This window comes from Xenococcus sp. PCC 7305 (assembly GCF_000332055.1).
Classification (GTDB): Bacteria; Cyanobacteriota; Cyanobacteriia; order Cyanobacteriales; family Xenococcaceae; genus Xenococcus.
Genome location: NZ_ALVZ01000225.1, coordinates 40,333 through 57,759 on the forward strand (window position 1 = coordinate 40,333; position 17,427 = coordinate 57,759).

General features: G+C 43.4%; 14 protein-coding genes. 5 read left to right on the forward strand and 9 right to left on the reverse strand.

What is annotated here, in order from left to right; genetic code table 11:
- Window positions 1-4 precede the first annotated feature (4 nt).
- The 3 genes from XEN7305_RS21950 to XEN7305_RS21960 form a co-directional block, all read right to left on the reverse strand.
- Window positions 5-1,246 carry an RNA-guided endonuclease TnpB family protein gene (locus tag XEN7305_RS21950; protein ID WP_040899133.1) on the reverse strand — a complete coding sequence of 414 codons (1,242 nt, stop codon included), beginning with the start codon at window positions 1,244-1,246 and terminating at the stop codon, window positions 5-7.
- Window positions 1,247-1,418: 172 nt separating this feature from the next.
- Window positions 1,419-2,021 carry a dCTP deaminase gene (gene dcd / locus XEN7305_RS21955; protein WP_006511726.1) on the reverse strand — a complete coding sequence of 201 codons (603 nt, stop codon included), beginning with the start codon at window positions 2,019-2,021 and terminating at the stop codon, window positions 1,419-1,421.
- Window positions 2,022-2,107: 86 nt separating this feature from the next.
- On the reverse strand, window positions 2,108-3,013 hold the full coding sequence (locus XEN7305_RS21960) for a hypothetical protein (RefSeq protein ID WP_006511727.1): 906 nt from the start codon (window positions 3,011-3,013) through the stop codon (window positions 2,108-2,110).
- Between the two features lie 147 nt (window positions 3,014-3,160).
- On the opposite strand from XEN7305_RS21960, the gene XEN7305_RS29185 reads away from it, so the two are divergent.
- A complete protein-coding gene (locus tag XEN7305_RS29185) occupies window positions 3,161-3,322 on the forward strand; it encodes a hypothetical protein (protein ID WP_158500432.1) in 162 nt (53 codons plus the stop codon).
- Here the strand turns inward: XEN7305_RS29185 and XEN7305_RS21970 are convergent.
- From XEN7305_RS21970 to XEN7305_RS21990, 5 genes are all read right to left on the reverse strand, one after another.
- The gene (locus XEN7305_RS21970; protein WP_040899135.1) at window positions 3,319-4,293 is read right to left on the reverse strand and encodes a hypothetical protein; all 975 of its coding nucleotides are present in this window, start codon (window positions 4,291-4,293) and stop codon (window positions 3,319-3,321) included. The genes XEN7305_RS29185 and XEN7305_RS21970 overlap by 4 nt on opposite strands.
- Window positions 4,294-4,385: 92 nt before the next feature.
- Window positions 4,386-5,660 (reverse strand): RNA-guided endonuclease IscB, encoded by a 1,275-nt coding sequence (gene iscB, locus XEN7305_RS21975; RefSeq protein WP_006511730.1) that lies wholly within the window; start codon window positions 5,658-5,660, stop codon window positions 4,386-4,388.
- Window positions 5,661-5,980: 320 nt separating this feature from the next.
- Window positions 5,981-6,247, reverse strand: a complete 267-nt coding sequence (locus tag XEN7305_RS21980) for a hypothetical protein (RefSeq protein ID WP_006511731.1) — start codon at window positions 6,245-6,247, stop codon at window positions 5,981-5,983.
- A 119-nt stretch (window positions 6,248-6,366) separates the two neighbouring features.
- A complete protein-coding gene (locus tag XEN7305_RS21985; RefSeq protein ID WP_006511732.1) occupies window positions 6,367-6,561 on the reverse strand; it encodes a hypothetical protein in 195 nt (64 codons plus the stop codon).
- A 58-nt stretch (window positions 6,562-6,619) separates the two neighbouring features.
- Window positions 6,620-6,937, reverse strand: a complete 318-nt coding sequence (locus XEN7305_RS21990; protein ID WP_006511733.1) for a hypothetical protein — start codon at window positions 6,935-6,937, stop codon at window positions 6,620-6,622.
- 180 nt (window positions 6,938-7,117) lie between these two features.
- Here XEN7305_RS21990 and XEN7305_RS21995 point away from each other — a divergent pair, with 180 nt between their 5' ends.
- The 4 genes from XEN7305_RS21995 to XEN7305_RS22010 all read left to right on the forward strand — a co-directional run bounded on the left by XEN7305_RS21995 (window position 7,118) and on the right by XEN7305_RS22010 (window position 9,224).
- The gene (locus XEN7305_RS21995) at window positions 7,118-7,393 is read left to right on the forward strand and encodes a hypothetical protein (RefSeq protein WP_006511734.1); all 276 of its coding nucleotides are present in this window, start codon (window positions 7,118-7,120) and stop codon (window positions 7,391-7,393) included.
- Between the two features lie 7 nt (window positions 7,394-7,400).
- Window positions 7,401-7,637, forward strand: a complete 237-nt coding sequence (locus XEN7305_RS22000; protein ID WP_006511735.1) for a hypothetical protein — start codon at window positions 7,401-7,403, stop codon at window positions 7,635-7,637.
- Between the two features lie 159 nt (window positions 7,638-7,796).
- The gene (locus XEN7305_RS22005; protein ID WP_006511736.1) at window positions 7,797-8,564 is read left to right on the forward strand and encodes a KilA-N domain-containing protein; all 768 of its coding nucleotides are present in this window, start codon (window positions 7,797-7,799) and stop codon (window positions 8,562-8,564) included.
- A gap of 132 nt (window positions 8,565-8,696) precedes the next feature.
- Entirely contained in the window at window positions 8,697-9,224 is a 528-nt protein-coding gene (locus tag XEN7305_RS22010; RefSeq protein WP_006511737.1) for a hypothetical protein, read from the forward strand.
- Here the strand turns inward: XEN7305_RS22010 and XEN7305_RS22015 are convergent.
- Complete coding sequence (locus XEN7305_RS22015; RefSeq protein WP_006511738.1) at window positions 9,221-17,425, reverse strand: tape measure protein; 8,205 nt, start codon at window positions 17,423-17,425, stop codon at window positions 9,221-9,223. The two genes, XEN7305_RS22010 and XEN7305_RS22015, sit on opposite strands and share 4 nt — an antisense overlap.
- Window positions 17,426-17,427: the final 2 nt, after the last annotated feature.

The following is a 17,427-nucleotide window of genomic DNA, read 5'->3' on the forward strand; positions in this document are numbered from 1 at the left end:
CACCTCACGACGCTAGCTTTCTGCTTCGACCTGTGCCAACTAGAGCATCGTGACCGATACTCCCCGTCGCTTCCAGTCCACAGACATTTTCAACCACGCTATGCCCTAGCGCAGAGACTCCTCTATTTCTTATTTCTTGGCTAGCTGCTACGTCCCTTGTAGTTCTATATCCACACTCACCGCAATGATGAAAGCGAATATCTAAAGTTTTCTTGCCTGTATGTGCGCCACAGTTAGGGCAAGTTTGGCTTGTCCCATCTTTATTGACCACAGCAAAATACACATCACGACGGAAACATACCCACTCAAGAATACTTACAAACTGGCCAAATCCAGCATCGGCACTATGTTTTGAAAGCATTCCTCTTTGCCAAGAAACGAAATTGATGTCTTCTACGAATATCATTCCTGTTCCATCACAAAGATGATGAGCTAATTTAAAGTGCCAATCTTTTCTGGTGTCAGATATTCGTTGATGCAGTCTAGCTATTTTTTGATTAAGCTTGTGTCGATTATTTGAGCCCTTGTGCTTATTCTTTAACCTGCGTTGTAGCAATTTAAGCTTACGATGCATGAGCTTTAAGAATCGAGGTCGTTTAATTTCTTCTCCATCACTGGTGGCAACAAATTTGTCGTATCCTAAATCCAATCCCCTAGGATGACCATGCGGCAATGGATTTGGGGTATCGACCTTTAGCTGTAATGACAACATCACGAAATAACCAGACGCTTTTCTAACGACCCTTGCTTGCTTGACTTCAAAACCTTCAGGAATATCTCTTGATTTGCGCCATCTAATCCACCCAAATTTTGGCAGCTTAATAGCATCATCTTTGATTGGATTTTTCCCTAGTTGAGGAAAAACAAATGAGCGCATTCGATACCTATTTTTGAACCGAGGGAATCCAAACCCTCTAGATCTCATATCGTCCCAAGCTCTATCTAATATTCTTAAAGTTTGCTGTAACACTTGAGAATGAACAGAACTTAATGCAGGATAGAGCTTTTTTGCATCTGTTAGCTGTTTGGCTTGTTGGTGATAGCTAGGGAATGGTTCATCAACAGAGATTATATATTCTGAATTAATCGAGCAGGCATTTACAAGAGACTTACGAGAGTTACACCAGTCTTTGCGCTGTCTGAGCGCAAAATTCCAAACAGAACGACAAATATCGAGTGTTTTTTCGATGTCAGTAATTTGCTCTTTTGTTGGCTGTAGCTTGTATTCGTAAGTCATTGTTAGCATTTAGCTATTATAGCTTACATGGGGAGCGGCAGCATGTAAAGTTTTGAGCAAGTCAATATACAGGAAGGCTTACGCCCTAAAGGGCGAGGTTTTAGACCCATGATCCCAAGGATAAAATAACTACCTCTTTCCCAAAGGGACATTTTGTCCCTCTGGGAATTTGGCTTTTGCGCTAAACTCTGGGCAATGTTACTCCGTGACCTTGATTTTGGTATTTTCCACCGCGATCAGCATAGGTTGTTTCACAGGGTTCCCCTTCAAAAAACAATAATTGTACTACCCCTTCACTAGCATAAATTTTTACATCGGCACTAGAAGCATTAGAAAATTCAAGCGTAATACTTTGACTCTTCCAAGAAGCTTCTAACGGTGTAATATTAGCGATTACTCCAACACGCGCATAGGTTGACTTGCCAAGACAAACAGCAGTTACATTAGAAGGCATCTTGATGCTTTCGAGTGACGCGCCTAATCCATAACTATTGGCTGGAATTATGAAGTAAGAAGAACCATCTTTATTAGTGTGTAATTCAGCTTGTTCTAAGTTTCTAGGATTGAAATCTTTGGGATCTACTACCGTCCCAGGGATATGTCTAAAAATCCTGAAATCATGCGGAGATAAACGTATATCGTATCCGTATGAACTCAACCCCCAACTGATAGTTGGAACTTCTTTGTCTGTACCTAAAATTGCTTTTCTGATTGATTTTTTTTCAAAAGGAGAAATCATTCCTTTACTGGCCTGATCAATAATCCATTTATCGTTTTTTAGCATTAGTTGTCTTTCTTTGCTTGAGCTTTAACGTTCATTTGCGATCTCGCAGAGATCCGCTTCGCGGCCCGCAGATATTTTGTGCATATTTAGCTACCCCCTGAAGGCAAGATTTTTAACAAGTTTTTTGCCACCTTGTTAATCGTGATCGGGCTAGAATCTTCGCCAGACAAAATGTCTATGCCCATCTCAAAAACAGCCCCTTGTTCTTGGGGAATATTCAGTAAATTCGCTTTATAGGAAATTGCCAAAATCAAGCAGTAAAGGTTTTTTCGTAGGGGATCTATCTCTTCCCCTGATACTAGCCGCAGCAAAAAAGTCTTGATCAATTCGTTAGGATCGATTCCTAGCTGAGCTGCGATCGCAGCAACGGGAGCTAAACGATTTTTCTCATCAAAACTATGTTCGACACTTTTGAGTGATGCGATCGCAGTATCGATTACTGATTCAAAATCCCCCTGTTTAACACCTAAAACAGTGGCCAACTCTTGAATCTTTGCAGCTTTGGCAGCGGATAAATCTCCATCCCTAACATGTTTAATCACCCAATCAAGAACAACGGCGGGCTTAGCTTGATCGTCAAGTCCGACTAGTCGAGCTATCTGAGTTATCTGCTGATCTGCAACATCTTGAAGTTCATCTATTTGCGGTTTTTGTTTTAGTTGCGCGATCGCAGAAACGATAACATGTTCAGGATTGTGAAAAGAGACGCCGCCAGTTCCAATGCCTAAGGCTTCGGCCAATTTGTCAATTTGGGGCTGGAGTTTGTAATCAAGCCCTGTCCCTTGCTCTTCCAGCTTTGCGATCGCGCTATGAATCGCATGGGTCGAGCTAACCTCACCTTGCCCCAGCAATTTTTTTAGTTTGTTTATTTCAGCCTTTAGCTTGGGATATTCTTGGATAGCTTCAATATAAAGATCTGAACTACTGGTGGGCGGAGAATCTTGGGGGGCCCAAGCATCGGAATTATCAGGGAAAGTTACTTCAAATGTCATCGTTTTTGTCCTCTTTTTGTAAATAGCAAAATGCTTGTATAGGGAACCCGTTTCCTAAGTGGAAGCAAGAATAGATAGCCGTTAGTTCAATGGAGCGATCGTCAAAATATTGTCTTAAAAACTCTTGCGACCAAGCAGGGGATCCGTATGGGAATTTCTTCGAGGCTTTTGACCGAGCAAGTTTGTCTTTTTCGTAGTCCCACTGACTCAGGCGATCGCTATAAACTCCATGATCACCCTCTTTTCTTTGCCCCCAAATTAGTCTTTCTGTTGCAAATCGGCGATCGGTGCAATGCGGCGAGAAATTAGGGGTTTTTTGAGTTGACAATGTCTTCATTTTTCTTACTCCATTGTTTAATTAAATCTTCTACTCCATCAGAAAGACAGCTATATTTTGTCAAAAGCTCAGCGCAGAGAATAGGGTCTATTTTTAGGTAAACCTTATTTTCTACAGGCAACAAAAACTGATAACTGATGTCAGGGATTATTTGTTCGCCACGTTGTATAGTCGCTCCAAATTCTCCAGCTTCTGTGATGCGGACGTGAGAGCCTTTGTGTCCAACAAGCGCTGGATGCTCCGAATCTTTCTTGACCATCGCCAAGCTTCCGACGGCCGGATTTTTCCGCTTTTTGTCTCGTAGTTCAATCCTAGACGCTTTGGTTCGCGCCTCGTAGGGATGGAGATCTGGTAGCTGACTTTCAAGTTCTATTACCTCTTTTTTCGTTAAGTTTTTTGTAACCGCAGATGGTGCGATCCCTGCCTTATCCGCGATCGCATTTACGGATTCGGCGTATTTACCGTCACGCTTGATTGTTTTGGCACTTACCCCATGCTCAGCAGCTAGTTTTTCGGCTGTGTTAGTTTTAGCTCTTGTAGGTGTTAAGGGGACATTTTGTCCCTTTACCTGTTGATCGTCCCCGCCTTTTTGTTCGTTATAAATCAAGCCTCGAAAGTAAGAAACTAGATTTGGTGGCAAGTTGCGACGACCAAGCTGGTTTTTGATCATCCATTTTTTGACTGATGAGCGATCGCTAAACTTTAGCCGGAGAACATTAAATTCGATGTCTTCCTGTTGGCAAATTTCGTAGCGGTGATGACCATCAATAATAATGTCTTGATCTTTCCAGACAATTATTTCTGGAGTGATGTCACCTGTAAGAAGGTTTTCCTTGAGCTGCGATCGCGCTTCGGGGGTCAGAGGTGGCAGTAGTCGCTGAAACTCAGGATCGATCTTAAGTTTAGGCAAGGATGGCACGATTTTAAGTTGAGCTACCATCATCTAATCTCCAGGGGACTCCCGTTAAAGCCGACAGGCTTAGCGGGAGGGGAATGGAGGTCAACAAATAACCTGAGCGTAGCGAATCCCTTTTTTTAGTAAACATAATTGTATCCGTCGTTTTTATGGACATGAGTTAAGTATTTTGGATGAACATCAAACTTCTTATCAGGTAACTGAAGAACAAAACTAGGACGAAATCTAATAGCAATTCTGCCTAGATATTGACCTGTAAATTTACCTTTAAGGATAGATGCCGATACCAAATCTCCTGTTTGAAATCCTCGAAAGAATTTAGCTTTAGAAGCATGGCTTTTGGGGAATCCAAACTTGTTAGGACGGCATCGTTGCCTTGTTCCGTGACCTGTTGCCTTAATCAACAAGGGTTGATTAGTTTTAAAGATTAGATCCTTAGAAAGTTGACCTACACAAGCAGCATCTTGCCAATGAGTCTTGGGAACTTTTAATTGTTTGCGATTAAACTTAGTCAATCCTCCACTCCCTGTCTCTACTGGGAATCCAAATTCTTTGAGCGAATTAAATAATTTCCAACGGGTAGAATTAACAGCGGCAGCATCCTTTAAAGGAGTCTTTGCTTGCTTTAAAATACGGTTAATCAAGTCAGGCTTCTCTTTTAGAAAGTCCTTGATATCTTGGTTCCCCTTAGATTGATTACAGTCATGACAAGCTAAAGTTAAATTGGAGACTCGATCAGAGCCACCTTTTGAGCGGGCTTTGATATGGTCAACCTCAAAAGGAACATTTTGTGCCCCACAATATTGACAGGTACGATTAAACTTATTTAGCAGGTACTCTCGAACCTCCCAACCGTAAAGAGTTCCGTGTTGATACTCAACTCCACTAATCTCAGGGTTCTCCTGTTTTTGTAAGTCAAATTTAACCAACTCAACAGAAATTGAATCTACAGGGCAATATCTTATTAATCTTTTAACCCAAGTTAAAGTAGTATCTACTCGATGCTGGAGGCTTGGGGGGAGCCAACCTTTGGGGCGAGTTCTGTTAAGAAATCTTGGTTGACGATAACGGGTTTTACGTCCTCGCCTTCCTTTTCTTAATTGTCGCCTTGAGGTTAATTTATCCTTGATATGTTGTCCTCTATGCTGTAATTCCGCTCCCCAAATAACCCGATTGTTTTGCAACAACGCAATTCCAGTTTTTTGAGAACCTGGGTCAAGCTTTAATTTGACATTCTTCTGAGTTTCTTTTGCTTCCTCCTTGAGAATAATAGTGAAAGGATAACGCCGAAATACAGCAGCCTTCCCCTCTGTTAATAATCGTCTTGCCTGCCCAGGATGAACAGGGTTTAACGGGTTTTTAACTGTATCTAGAACAAAAACATAATTTTGCATTTTAAGTCTCCCGTTAGGGGTAATGTTTGCCTCGCTTGGTTATCTAACTTTGTTCGGTCTAATTCACTGGATTAACCCGTTTAGTCCTGTTTAAAATTAAACGACAGAGCTTAAAGCTGGCACGTACCTTAAGGTGTCATAAGTTAAATAACGTTTACTGAAGTTTTCAGTAAGCTGGTCACCTTGCGGACTTTTTCAAGCCCCCGTTAAATTGCGGAGCAATTAACGGTGGGTCGGTGACGGGTTTAAAGTAGTAAGTAGTAAGTAGGAAGTAGTAAGTAGGAAGTAGTAAGTAGGAAGTCGTTAAAACTTTCTACTTTCTACTCTCTACTTCCTACTTTCAAGATCTCCTCTATATGTTTAGCGTCGGCAACTACTTGTTTAAAGGCTTGTCTGCCTTGTGCGATCGCTTTTTCTTTGTCGGCCATTGATTCGCCGATTAAAGTTCGATTCTCTAAATAAGAGCGAACCCAATATTTGTAGCTGGGTGGGCGATCGGGCTCTGTGACCTCAACTAAGTTCAGGACGCAGCTTGCTTCTTTTGCGATCGTCTCTTCGACGTAGGTTTTTCCTGGGGCAATTGGCATGGCTTTAAAGTAGGGAGTAGGAAGTAGGGAGTAGGAAGTAGGGAGTAGGAAGTTATAAATATTTTACTGGCAAGCTGAACACAATGTTTCTTGCTTTATACAAAAAACATCTATGCTTCTTACTTGACTTTTTCTTCTAAATAAACATTGAATATCTGTCTATTAATATCTAGTACCTCTTGAATCTCAACCCCGTAATGGTCCTCGAATCCTTCAATCTCGAATTCATCAAGAGCAAGCGATTTTTGAATCATTTTAAGCTTTGATCTCAATCTGTAATTTAACGCCAATACATTTTCTTGCTGTGTTTTCATGGTCTTTTCTCCAAAAGATAAATAATAAAAATGCCCGCCACGATCGCGAGCTAAATAATTAACAAGATGCTGCGTACTGGCGTTTCAAATAAGCAACAGCTAAATCTCTAGTGGAGAAAAGAACCTCTTCGGTATTGCCGTTACAGAAAGATTTGCCAACCCAATCGGAGCCCCAGGGGTCGCGATAGTATTGCCCTGCAACGAAACAATCGGCGAGAAGGGTAAATTTGTTGATTCCGTCGTTATAGTCGTAATCGCTCAAGATTTCGTAGTAGGGAGTGTTTAGTCTTTGATAGTCTTCGTAATGCTTAATTTCAAATGCTAGAGCATCAAAGTTTAATGAAGGCGCTTGAGGTTCGAGTAGTTGTTGTGCCATGATATATTTAGATGAATTGATAGAGTGATCGCAATCTTTGGACGGAAGGCGATCGCTTTTGTTTTGTCTCTTTAGTCCAGTATGTCAGTCAGCTGTCATACTGTCAAGATGGCGTTTTAGCATTTTATCTGATAGGCTGGATGTAATGCCAGCAAAAGGTAAAGATAGAGAGGTAAAAATATGACAACAACATTGATGGCAAGGCAAACTTATTTAGATATTGCTAAATGGTGGCCAAAAGACGAGAGCGGGAAGGATCTTTCTGTGTATGCTGCCCACAAGCAAGTTGAGGAGATTGGAGAAAAACTACATAGATACACCCTTACGAGAGCCAAGGATGGTCGGCTTGAGAAGTGCGATCTTTCAAGCTTGAAAGTTTTAGCTCGTCTTTGCTCTAAATGGAGCGGTAGCCTCATAACTGTAGACGATTTAATTGTGGAAAGAGAAGAAGAGTAATACCAAGATGACTAACTCGACTGCACAGTGGGAGCAAGCGCTGCTCAATAAAGTCACCAGTAATGGGGAGAGAATTGCTGTTGTAGAAAATAGGCTAAACAAGATAGAAGAGGATCTGTCGGAAGTTAAGCAAACTACGAAAAAAATAGAATCGTTGCTTGGTGGGCTTAAATGGATCGGTGGAGGAGTGGTTGCGATCGCGCTTTCATTAATAGCAAATTTTGCATATTCCTTTTTGGGATAATGCTTAATCTGTTAATAACAGCTTGCAGGTTTTGTGCGCCCTTTTTGTTCAGAGATCTAAAAAATTTGTTTTGAGTACTGATAAAATAATTAAAAGCGCAAAGCCTCGCTAGGAACGAGGCGATATCAGCGCAGTCCACATATATGAGATGTAGACCATATGAATTTTATCAACTTTGATTATCAAGGCAAGTTAATTCAAAAACGTGAAGACAGCTATATTAACCTCACGCAGATGTGTGTTGCCAATAACAAAAAACTTAATGACTTTCTTCGCTTAAAGTCCACAAAAGCCTACCTAGATTCGCTTTCAGTAGCTACGGGAATTCCCGTAGCTCAGATAATAGAGGTTATTAATGGCGCTCAAACATGGGGTCACAAACTCATTAGCATTCGCTTGGCTCAATGGATATCTTCCGATTTTTCTGTTTGGTGCGATGCTCATATTTTCAATTTAATAGAGACTGGATCTACTTCAATAGACATAGATCCGATTGACAAGATGATTGAACTAGAAAAGCTTAAAAAGGAAACAGCTAAATACACAAAAGAGTCAAAAGAACTTGATCAGGCAATGTTAGTAATGCACGGCAAAGAAACTGTTTTGGCATTGAGAGGTTGTGTTGATCAAGTAGTGGAGGTTGAAAAGCCTACTATCGAAGTGATAGATGAACGCCACAACTTAAAATATGCAGGGCAAACTCTAAAGCAAATTGCCAGCTACCTCAACAAGACACGTGGCTATAGCCTCAAGAGTGGTGGGCATGTAGAGCGTATTTTAGAGGAGGCTGGAGAACAAGGATTAATTGGGACGATTCCTCGCACCGCTCCTGCAAAATATGTTCCAGAAGAAAATTTGCCCGAAGCGGTGAATGCAGTGATTGCGATCGTCGAATCGAAAAGGCAATTGCTACTGGGCGAATCGTGATGCTCCCAACGTCTTTGCGATCAAAGGGTCAAAATGACACTTTGATTTTCCAAGTGATCGAAATCACCGTCAATAAAAAGTACTTGCGCGAAGATCGGGGGATATAAGCTTTCGATTAAAGGAGCAACTTTAATGAACATAAGATTTTGCCCAAGCTGCGGAAAAAAGATAGCTCCTGCGGTTAACTCCACCCAGCGCCAAGCCTGTGCAAGCTGCGGATGGACTGGAGAAATTCTCTACGAAAAGGCAATCCCTGCTCAGCAAAAGCAGCTCAAACCCAGGATAACAGCACCGAAAAAGGAGCTAACTACTGGGAGTATCGAAGGGGCTATCCTTGGCCTTGTAATCTTGCCTGTCGCAGGAGTTATTCTTGGGTTGTTTATTTTAATTATTCCTATCATTGGCTGGATCTTGTCTCCATTGATATTGCTAGTTTCGGTTTTAGGGTTTCCAATGATGGGGTTGCGAGAACTCTCAATTGCCAGTGGAGTGAGTAAACCAGAGCCCAGCGACTATACATTGAAAGGGAAATGCCCCTATTGCGATCATGATCTTTCTGTTGGACTTGAGAAAAACAAAATCACCTGCGATTTTTGCAAAGAAACAGTATCAGTTAAAAATGAAAGGTTCTACACAATTGTTCGCAGGCATTATGCTTAAATCTCAACCCCTCTAACTACCTCTAGCATATCGCTCCGCACCTTCCGCAAGACCCGCTCATCATCAGGACTCTCAAACTTATTTACGAATTGATTATTGTTGGTTTGATTAACCACTGTTTTTGCTTTACCAATCTTGTTATTAATGTCCCTCAAGGCGCTCAATATCAAGTTACTTCCTTGAGATTTGACAGAGTCCAAACCTCTGGGAACAGTCCGAGTACTTGGGATAGTGGGAATTTTGATTTCTCCGCGAGGAGTAACAGTCTTGAATCTGCCAGTACCAGAAGAGCGAGAAAGCGATCTATTTCGCGTCCTTTCCTCTCTTCGATATCTATCTTCAAGCTCCCTGACCTCATCGTCTGTAAGCTCTTCATTCTCCGCCTTCTCCCTTTCAATTCGCCGATCCACTCGCTCTTGAATGGTCAAATCCCGATCGCCTACTCGACCTTCTCTTTTCCTTTGTTCGGCCCTAGTCCCTGTACGTCTTTGCTCACCTTGAGACTTTTCTTGATCCTGGGTGAAACCTTGTTCTTTTCTGGTCGTGTCTTGGCTTAACTTTAAATTATCTCGTTTTTTCTGGATGATTTCGTCCAGCTTGTCTAGCTGTTGATCCGCAAGATCGACTTCCTCTTTGGCTAGGTCTAAAGACTTATTAGCAAGCTTATTTAATTCTGTTGCTTGCCTCAGTTCATCATCGGTCTCAGCTTCCGCGATCGCAGTTTCTGTACTAGCAACTTCTTTTTCAGCTTCAATCAACCCTTTGTCGGCTTCTAGCTTGCCCCTTATTGCAGCTATTTCCAGCTTCCTTTCTTCAATTTCCAAGGACTCACGCTCTCTTGCTTGCTGCTTGTCGAGAGTTTCACGCTTAATCTTTGCAAGTTCCTGCTCGCGATCGCGGATCTTCTTCAGCAAGGACAACTCATCAGTCCGTCCTTTAATCCCCAACCTATTCAGTTCCCGCAGCAAATCTCGTCTTTGGTTAGGTGTGACATCATCGCTGCTCAACTGTTTCCTGATCTCAACAGCCCTATTTAAACCTTGAAGTTCAAGGTCAGCCTCTTGTTGAAGAATTGACGCGCGATCGCTTTCTAGCTGAGCTTCTTGTTGCCGTAACTGTTCAATCCGTCCAAGAGAGGCTTCTACCCCAGAGTAGTATTTGTTACGAGCGTTGGTCATCGCATTGATAGCCCGCTCTTCAGCTTGCTGTTCCTGTTGAAGATTTTGCAGAGTCAAGTCTAGAACCTTATTCCTCGCATCTTTTATGTCATCTACTTGCTCATCCCTTAATTCTTTTTCTTCTTCGAGAGTTGACTCAAGTTCTTCGAGTTTTTCTTTCTCGGCCTCCAGTTCCCCTTTTATGCGATCGCTGGTAGCCTTTCCTTTGAGATTTTCGGCTTGTTGGGTTGTGACCAGTCCATCGTTAACAAGCTTTTGGATTTCAAGTAGTCGCTCTTTTTCTCCTAGCGAGACAAGGCTAGTTGATTCTTCAACCTTCTCATTTAGTTTTTTGAGATAATCATCATAAATTGCTAATTTCTCTTCTTGTTCTTTTTGGGCGATCGCAACTGAATTTTCTACTGATTCTCTTTCTAGTTCTCGAAGGCGATCGCGCCGCTTGACATATTCTTTTCTTTGCTTATCATTCAACCCAAGAGGCAAGCCAGTCGCCTCATCTGTTCCTTTTTCTTTTTGCAAGGATAGCAAGTCTTTAAGAGCTTTTCTCTCGGCTTTTAATTCTTTATCAATACGGGTTTTAGCGATTTTTAGCTTTTCCGCTTCAGTCTTTTGTTTTAAGTCCCCCGAAGCCAGAATGCGCCGATCAATCTCGTTTAAAGCTTGTTTTTCTTCCTCCGAAGCGGCATCAACAATTTTCTTACGAGCTAGATCGATTTTGGTCAGAGTGAGAGTTCTATCTTTGCGAACACTTAATTCTCGGTTGTATTCTTCAAGTACTTCTTTTTGGTCGGACAAAACCCTTCTTTTGAGTTTTAAGTCTGCCACTTCGGTAACATCTATTTTTTCTAGTCCCGCGATCGCTAATTCTAGACCATCCCGACTTTTTTTAAGTTTGTCCGTCTCAATTTCGTCAAGCCCTACCTCTACTTGAAACTTCAAACGGGCAAACTCACCATCTTTAGCAAAAGAAACAGCTTCTAAAAACTTCGTTCTTTGATCCTCAATTGTTGCTTCATCGAAGGTGTTGAGCTCAAACCCAATGAGTTTTGTTATTGGAGCATTATTTGAAAAATTTATAAACCCATCAAGAACCTTTTGCGCCAAGCTAAGCTCACCTTTGATTTTTGCGACATTTTCTTTGACTATCTCGGCATCTAGCAATTGAGTTGGTTGACCTTGATCGGCAAGTTCCGCCGCTTGAAACTCTTTGAGATCTCGATAAGCTTCTTTTATTTGTTCGACTGAGTTTTTAGTGTCTATATTGGTATTTTTTAACTTAACCATCAATCCGATCAACTGAGAAATCCCTTCAAGAATAATCAGGGTCTTTAAAGCAGCCGCAGTTAGTCGGGCGGCTTTGCCCATAGCCGTCAACCCCGCCGTATTGGCAACGCTACTTTTAAGCAGAGCGTTAAAAGCTTTGACCACAAAACCCTTGATCAATTTCCCAAGAGACAAGAGACTAGGCAAAAACAGAGTAATGATAAAAGCAGTGAAAGCCTTAAACACGGGCCCGACGAGCCCCAAATTCTTCCGAACAAGAGCGATCGCATCTGCCAAGAAATTAAATCCAGCAACGGAAACCGGCTTAATCTCCTTGCCCACCGCAACTTGAAACTCCACCCATTGGGTTTGGAGCCCCTGTAGAGCCGCCCCCGCAGTTTGAGTCGCTGCGGCCACCCCACCACGAGTGACCCGATCCAATTGATCAATGATATCGGGTAGGACATCCTCAGTGAACACTTGGCCTGAGCTGACCAACTTCTTAAGCTCTTTTTGACTAACCCCGATCGCATCGGCAATAATCCGGAACACCCCAGGAATACCTCCCGACTCCCCAAGCTGTCGAATCTCTTCAAGTTGTAGAGTACCGCCAGAAATTGACTGCTGCAAAGCTCGATAAATCCCTTCAAGGTGCTGAGCTGACAAACCATAAACCCGAGCGACTTGATTGATCACTCGGAACATTTTTTGAGTGTCTTTTTCCAGGGGGGAATCTTTAGCCGCAGCCGATAGCAAACTAAATCCTCTTAAGGCAGTGTCAAGATTAACTCTTAATCGTTGGGCTTCTTTTCTGGCGAAATTAAGCGCTTTGGTCCCCTCAGCAGCGGAACCAGTAATAAAGTTAATCGAGGTCTCCAGTTGCTCAAAGCGAACTTGGGTACGCACCGCCTCACGAGCTATTCTTTGTAAGCCAAATCGCAAATTAGAGGAAAGGCTTAAGGTAGCGAAACCAACGATCGCCTTAAATGTCCTCCCTGCTATTCGACGAATCGACTCAAGCCTTCTTTCAATCCCCCCCAATCCTCGACTTAGGTTGTTTGATGGCCTAGCGTTCAAGCGATTCATCAAAACGTTAATAGATTGAGAAAGTTGCTGCACTTTCTGGGGATCTTGAGCCGCGATCGCCTGCTGGAGTCGTTGGTTAAGAACAATTAGAGAATGAAGCTCGCGAATTCGAGACTTGCCCCTCTTTTGCTCCTCTTTTAGTTCCTTAATACGTCCTTTAGCCGCCGCTTTCTGCTGCCTAATTCTTTCGGCCACAAGATTAATCCGCTCCCTTGAAGCTTCCGAAGCGCTGCGAGCCAAAAGTTTTAGCTCTTTTTCATAACGAATTAATAACTTAAGCTTTTTCTCATTCCCTGATATTCCAGCATCAACAACAGTCGCCCGATTTTTGACTTGCTTGCTATAAAGAAAAGCTTCCTGGGAGAGGCGACGAGCTTGCTCAAAACCCGTATCAGTGAAATTAACGTTGGACATCCCTTGACGGGCCCCTTGCGCGATCGCCTGCCCAATCCTTCGGCCTTGGTTTGCGACTCTGTTGAGTTCGCGGCTCACCCCCTGCTCAGTACCAGCTGCAACCTCGCTCATCTGATCCCTAAACTCACCAGAAGGCGACTTAATCTTTAATTCCTTTTTGAACCCAGCAAGCAAGTTTTTCCCCAGAACCTTACCTTGAGCAAAAACCTGAACTAGTTTCTGATTGCTTCCTTCGAGTATCCCATTGACCACTTCCTCCCCTACTGCAACCGACTCATTCCTCAGTCCTGCAACTTTTCGCCCCAGAGTTCCACTAGCTCCCGATAGCGATCGCGCCTCTTTGCCGAACCCTCTCTGCCCTTTTAGGGTAGTAGCTAAAGCCTGGCCTCGCTTCGCTAGCTCTTCCCCTGCCTTAAGCTCTTCAGGAGTCACCTTCCCTGAAAGAATTTTCTTCTCAATCTGCCGACGATAAGCAATAACTTTATTTTTGTATTCTGCGATCGCGGACTTGAGAGTTGCTTGACTAACATCCCCTTCAGCTAGAGGAGTAACCTTAACGCTAAAGATGCTATCAATGGCATTTGAAGCGATAACCTGTAACTTAGGCTGAGCCTTTTGGATTGATTTAGCGATCGCCTTTTGCACGCCTTTTAATTCTTTGACGCGATCGCGAGTACTCTTGAGGGCTAGAGCATCATTGGCCTTGGTCGCAGCTTCAAGCTCTTTGATTTCTGTGGTTAACTGTTGATACCCAGTTAACAACTTCTGAGCTGAACCTTCAGTGGAGCTGGCTTTTAAGGCTGCTATTTGCTTATTTAGCCCCGATGCTAAGCTTTTAATTTCCCCTTGGCGTTGCTTCACCAGACTGTCAAAAGCAACAATCGCCTCAGGAGACATCTGCTCCTGTAATCCTTGGGGAAGAGCTTGAAACGTTTTCTTAGCAGCAAGTTTTGTTCCGGTTCTCGCTAGAGCTCCAGCCCCGCCCCCCAGAGCCCCATAGGCTGTCAAGAACCCTGCCCCTTGAGCAATTTGGGGAGTCAAGACATTGTTATTAAGCAACATCTGAATAGCTGCTTTTGAAGCAAAGCCAACCCCTGGGATATTCCCCGCCAAATTCCCTAAAGCACCAGCGCTAGAGGCTCTCAATGCCGTAATTAAAGGCTCGATAACCACAGCAATTTCATGGGCGCTCATCTTGGCTAGGGCGGCAAGCTCTGGAACTTGAGATGCGATCGCGACCCCGCCAATAACGGGAGCAGCTGTTTGGACAGCACCTTTGCCAACTTTAAGTAAGGGGACTAATTCAAAAAGCCCTTTCTCAATGGTTTCTAATGCTTGATAGCTACCCTTTCCAGTTGCTACTATATCCGCGATCGCACGATAAAGAACGGCTTGACCAGCCCCTCCAACTTTTGTAATAGCCGAAGACGAAGGCTTTAGGGCTCCAGAACTAGTTCCTCCAGATATAGCCTTTCCTTCAATAATATTTAAAGCTTCAAAAATGCGATCGCGTACCGTCGCGATCGTGCCATCAATAGCCCCTTTTGCTTTTGCTTGAACCTGATTGGCAAATTTTAGGGAATTACTCTGAATAGACTCTTTGGTTTTTGCAATAGAAGCATCTTTAAGTAGGGCAATATATTTCTTGGGGTCAGCAACAAGCTCTTTGAAATCAAACTCAACCGAGAGTAAGGCTAACTTTCTTGCCGTCTTGATTGCCTTGAGCTGACTTTCAAGTCCTGCTTGAATGCGCTTTTTGTCAGCAGAATCATCTTTTAGTTCCCGAACCTGAGACAAATATTTTTTAATCTCAGGCTCAATAGCGGTGATCGTGTCAATCGCATCTTGAGGCTTAGCGTCGGCAAGGGTATTAAGGAGCGCATCAGTTTTCCTGCGAATGTATCCGGCCTTTAGTAGTTCTGGGGATTTTGTCTTAGGGAGTTGCGATTTTAGTTGGGCAAGATTTTTCTCAACCTCCTTGATCATCCCCTGAGTTACGTTTGAAGCGTTCAACCCCAGCTTCTTAAGAACTATCTTTACCTTCGGCAAATCTGATTCTAGTTTTTTGAAGAAAGCAGCATCCCCTTCAAATTCCGCCTCATCAACTCCTTTGCGAACATTATTGATTAGCTGCTGATATTGCCTAAGCTCACCTGGAATGCCCTGGTTTAATTCTCTCTCAAACTTCTCAATATCTTGTCGCAGTGCCACAAAGGATTCTGCCGCTTTCCCTGTGATGCGAGTTCTTTGTTCAAACTGCTTCAGCCCTTCGATTACCTGACGCGAAGCCCCTTCCATTGCCAGCTTAATAGAGTCATTGGCAATCTCTTTGATTTTTTTCTGAGTGACCCTAACCTGCTTCATCCCATCGCCTTCTCCTAGGGCAAAATCACGGAATTCAGCAGTCTTAAAATAATGGCCTAAATCATGACCCGTAAGCCCTTTCATGCTTTGGGAAACCTTGGGGTTCCTCCTCGTAGCCTCTGGAGCTACGAATCCTAGCTTAGAGTAGAGCTGAGCAACTTCACGACCCAATTTTTCAGCGTCATTAACTCCCAAAAAAGCTTCATAGTTTGACGATCGCGACGCTTTACCCTTGAAACTAGGAGTCCCAAAACCTGCTCCCTGAACGCGATCGCCATACCCTAGCTTGTTGAGAATTTGAACAGCTTCCTCAGCAGCAAAGCCCCCGCCAGATTCAGCAATAAGCTTGACTTTAATCGTAGGATTCTTTTCTAGAGCTGCGATCGCTTGAGCTGAAATTTCTTCGGCGTCACGGGAAAACCCTCGAACATTGGGGCGCAATATAGCCGCAGGTACAGCCAAGTTTTTAGGTAAACCTCCCTTGTAGATATCAGGATTTTGCAGCCCAACCGCTTTTCTCTTGCCAAACTTCCCAACTTGTTCAAGTTGCTTATTAATTTCGATTGCCCTTAAAACTCCAGAGTTGGCAGTATCAGCATAGCCGCCAACTACAATCAAAAGCTCTTCAAGAGAATCATCAACAGCCCCTAAAACATTTTTGTATTGAGATGCAATATTTTTAACTCTATTGGGCGCTTGCTTAGTTTTTTGAGCAGCCAATTCCTCGGCCCTAGTTAAAACTGCCCCCAGTCTTTCGTCTTGAATTCGGTCTTTTCTTTCCCCCAGTGGTTTATCTAAAGCTCTGCTCACCCCGCGAGCTGCTGAGCCAACAGTCTGGGTCTGCAAAAGGGTTGCTAGATACTGATCACCACTTAACCCCAAAACCTTGATAACGTCCTTAAGCGAAGACATCTTTTGAGCTGTCAGGGCAACTTCGTCGCGAAAAACTCCAAAGCTTTTGGTTGCCGACTCTTTAAAGCGAGTGCCAATTTGCTCAATGCTATCGGCACCGGCAGAAGCATCGGCAATCCCCACGAGTAAGCTATTCACCAACTTGGAAACCTTTTGCGTCCCGCCGCTAGCTTCATTTAGCTTCCCCGCAAAGCTTTTTAAGTCTGTAATGATCAAGTTTGTCGAGGGCAGGATAGATTTAAGAGTCCTCTCGATTATCTTGGGGTCGAACCCAAACTCTGTAACTGCAACATTTTTAGCCGCCCTCAACCCAGCATCGATAACCGCGCCCTTAATGGTGTTGCCAAGGCTAACCGGAGATTCTTGGCGAATTGTCTTTTGGGTCTGGCGCTGCCCCTTGACTACTTGCTTTAGGCTTGCGCTTTGTTTCCTAGCTTCTCGCACCAGGTCTTTCTTGACCGCATTGCCACCCCGCCCCGAATCAACATCCATCTGGTATTGAAACTTGCCAGACTTTAGTCGAGAAACGATGCTATCTAGCCTATTAATCCCGCCAAAAGTAACTTCAGGATCGATCCGAAACTGCGATCGCGCCCTAATCTCTTCAATTTGCCGCGAGAGCCTATCAACGTCAACAAAGCCAACATCAGGAACAACTTTAAACCTAGCCTTTTCTCGGATCTCATCAACTTGAGCCTCTAGTTGATTTGCTTCCTTAAAATCAACCTGGGGCAAAACAGCGAAGCGCGATCGCTCCATAATGCGCTCAAGCTGCAATTCAAGCTTGTCAACATATCTTGTCTCAACAACAGGCTTAACATTCCAGCCAAAGTTAACTTTCTTTAGTTGGGTAATTTTGGCGTCAATTTCTTTGGTCGAGAAACTAACAGGAACAGCAACAGGCTTGACTCCTGATGCGATCGCCTGTAACTGCTTTTCGGCTTTTTTAGTACTAAGCTTGAGGTCGGCAGATATATTAATCATCT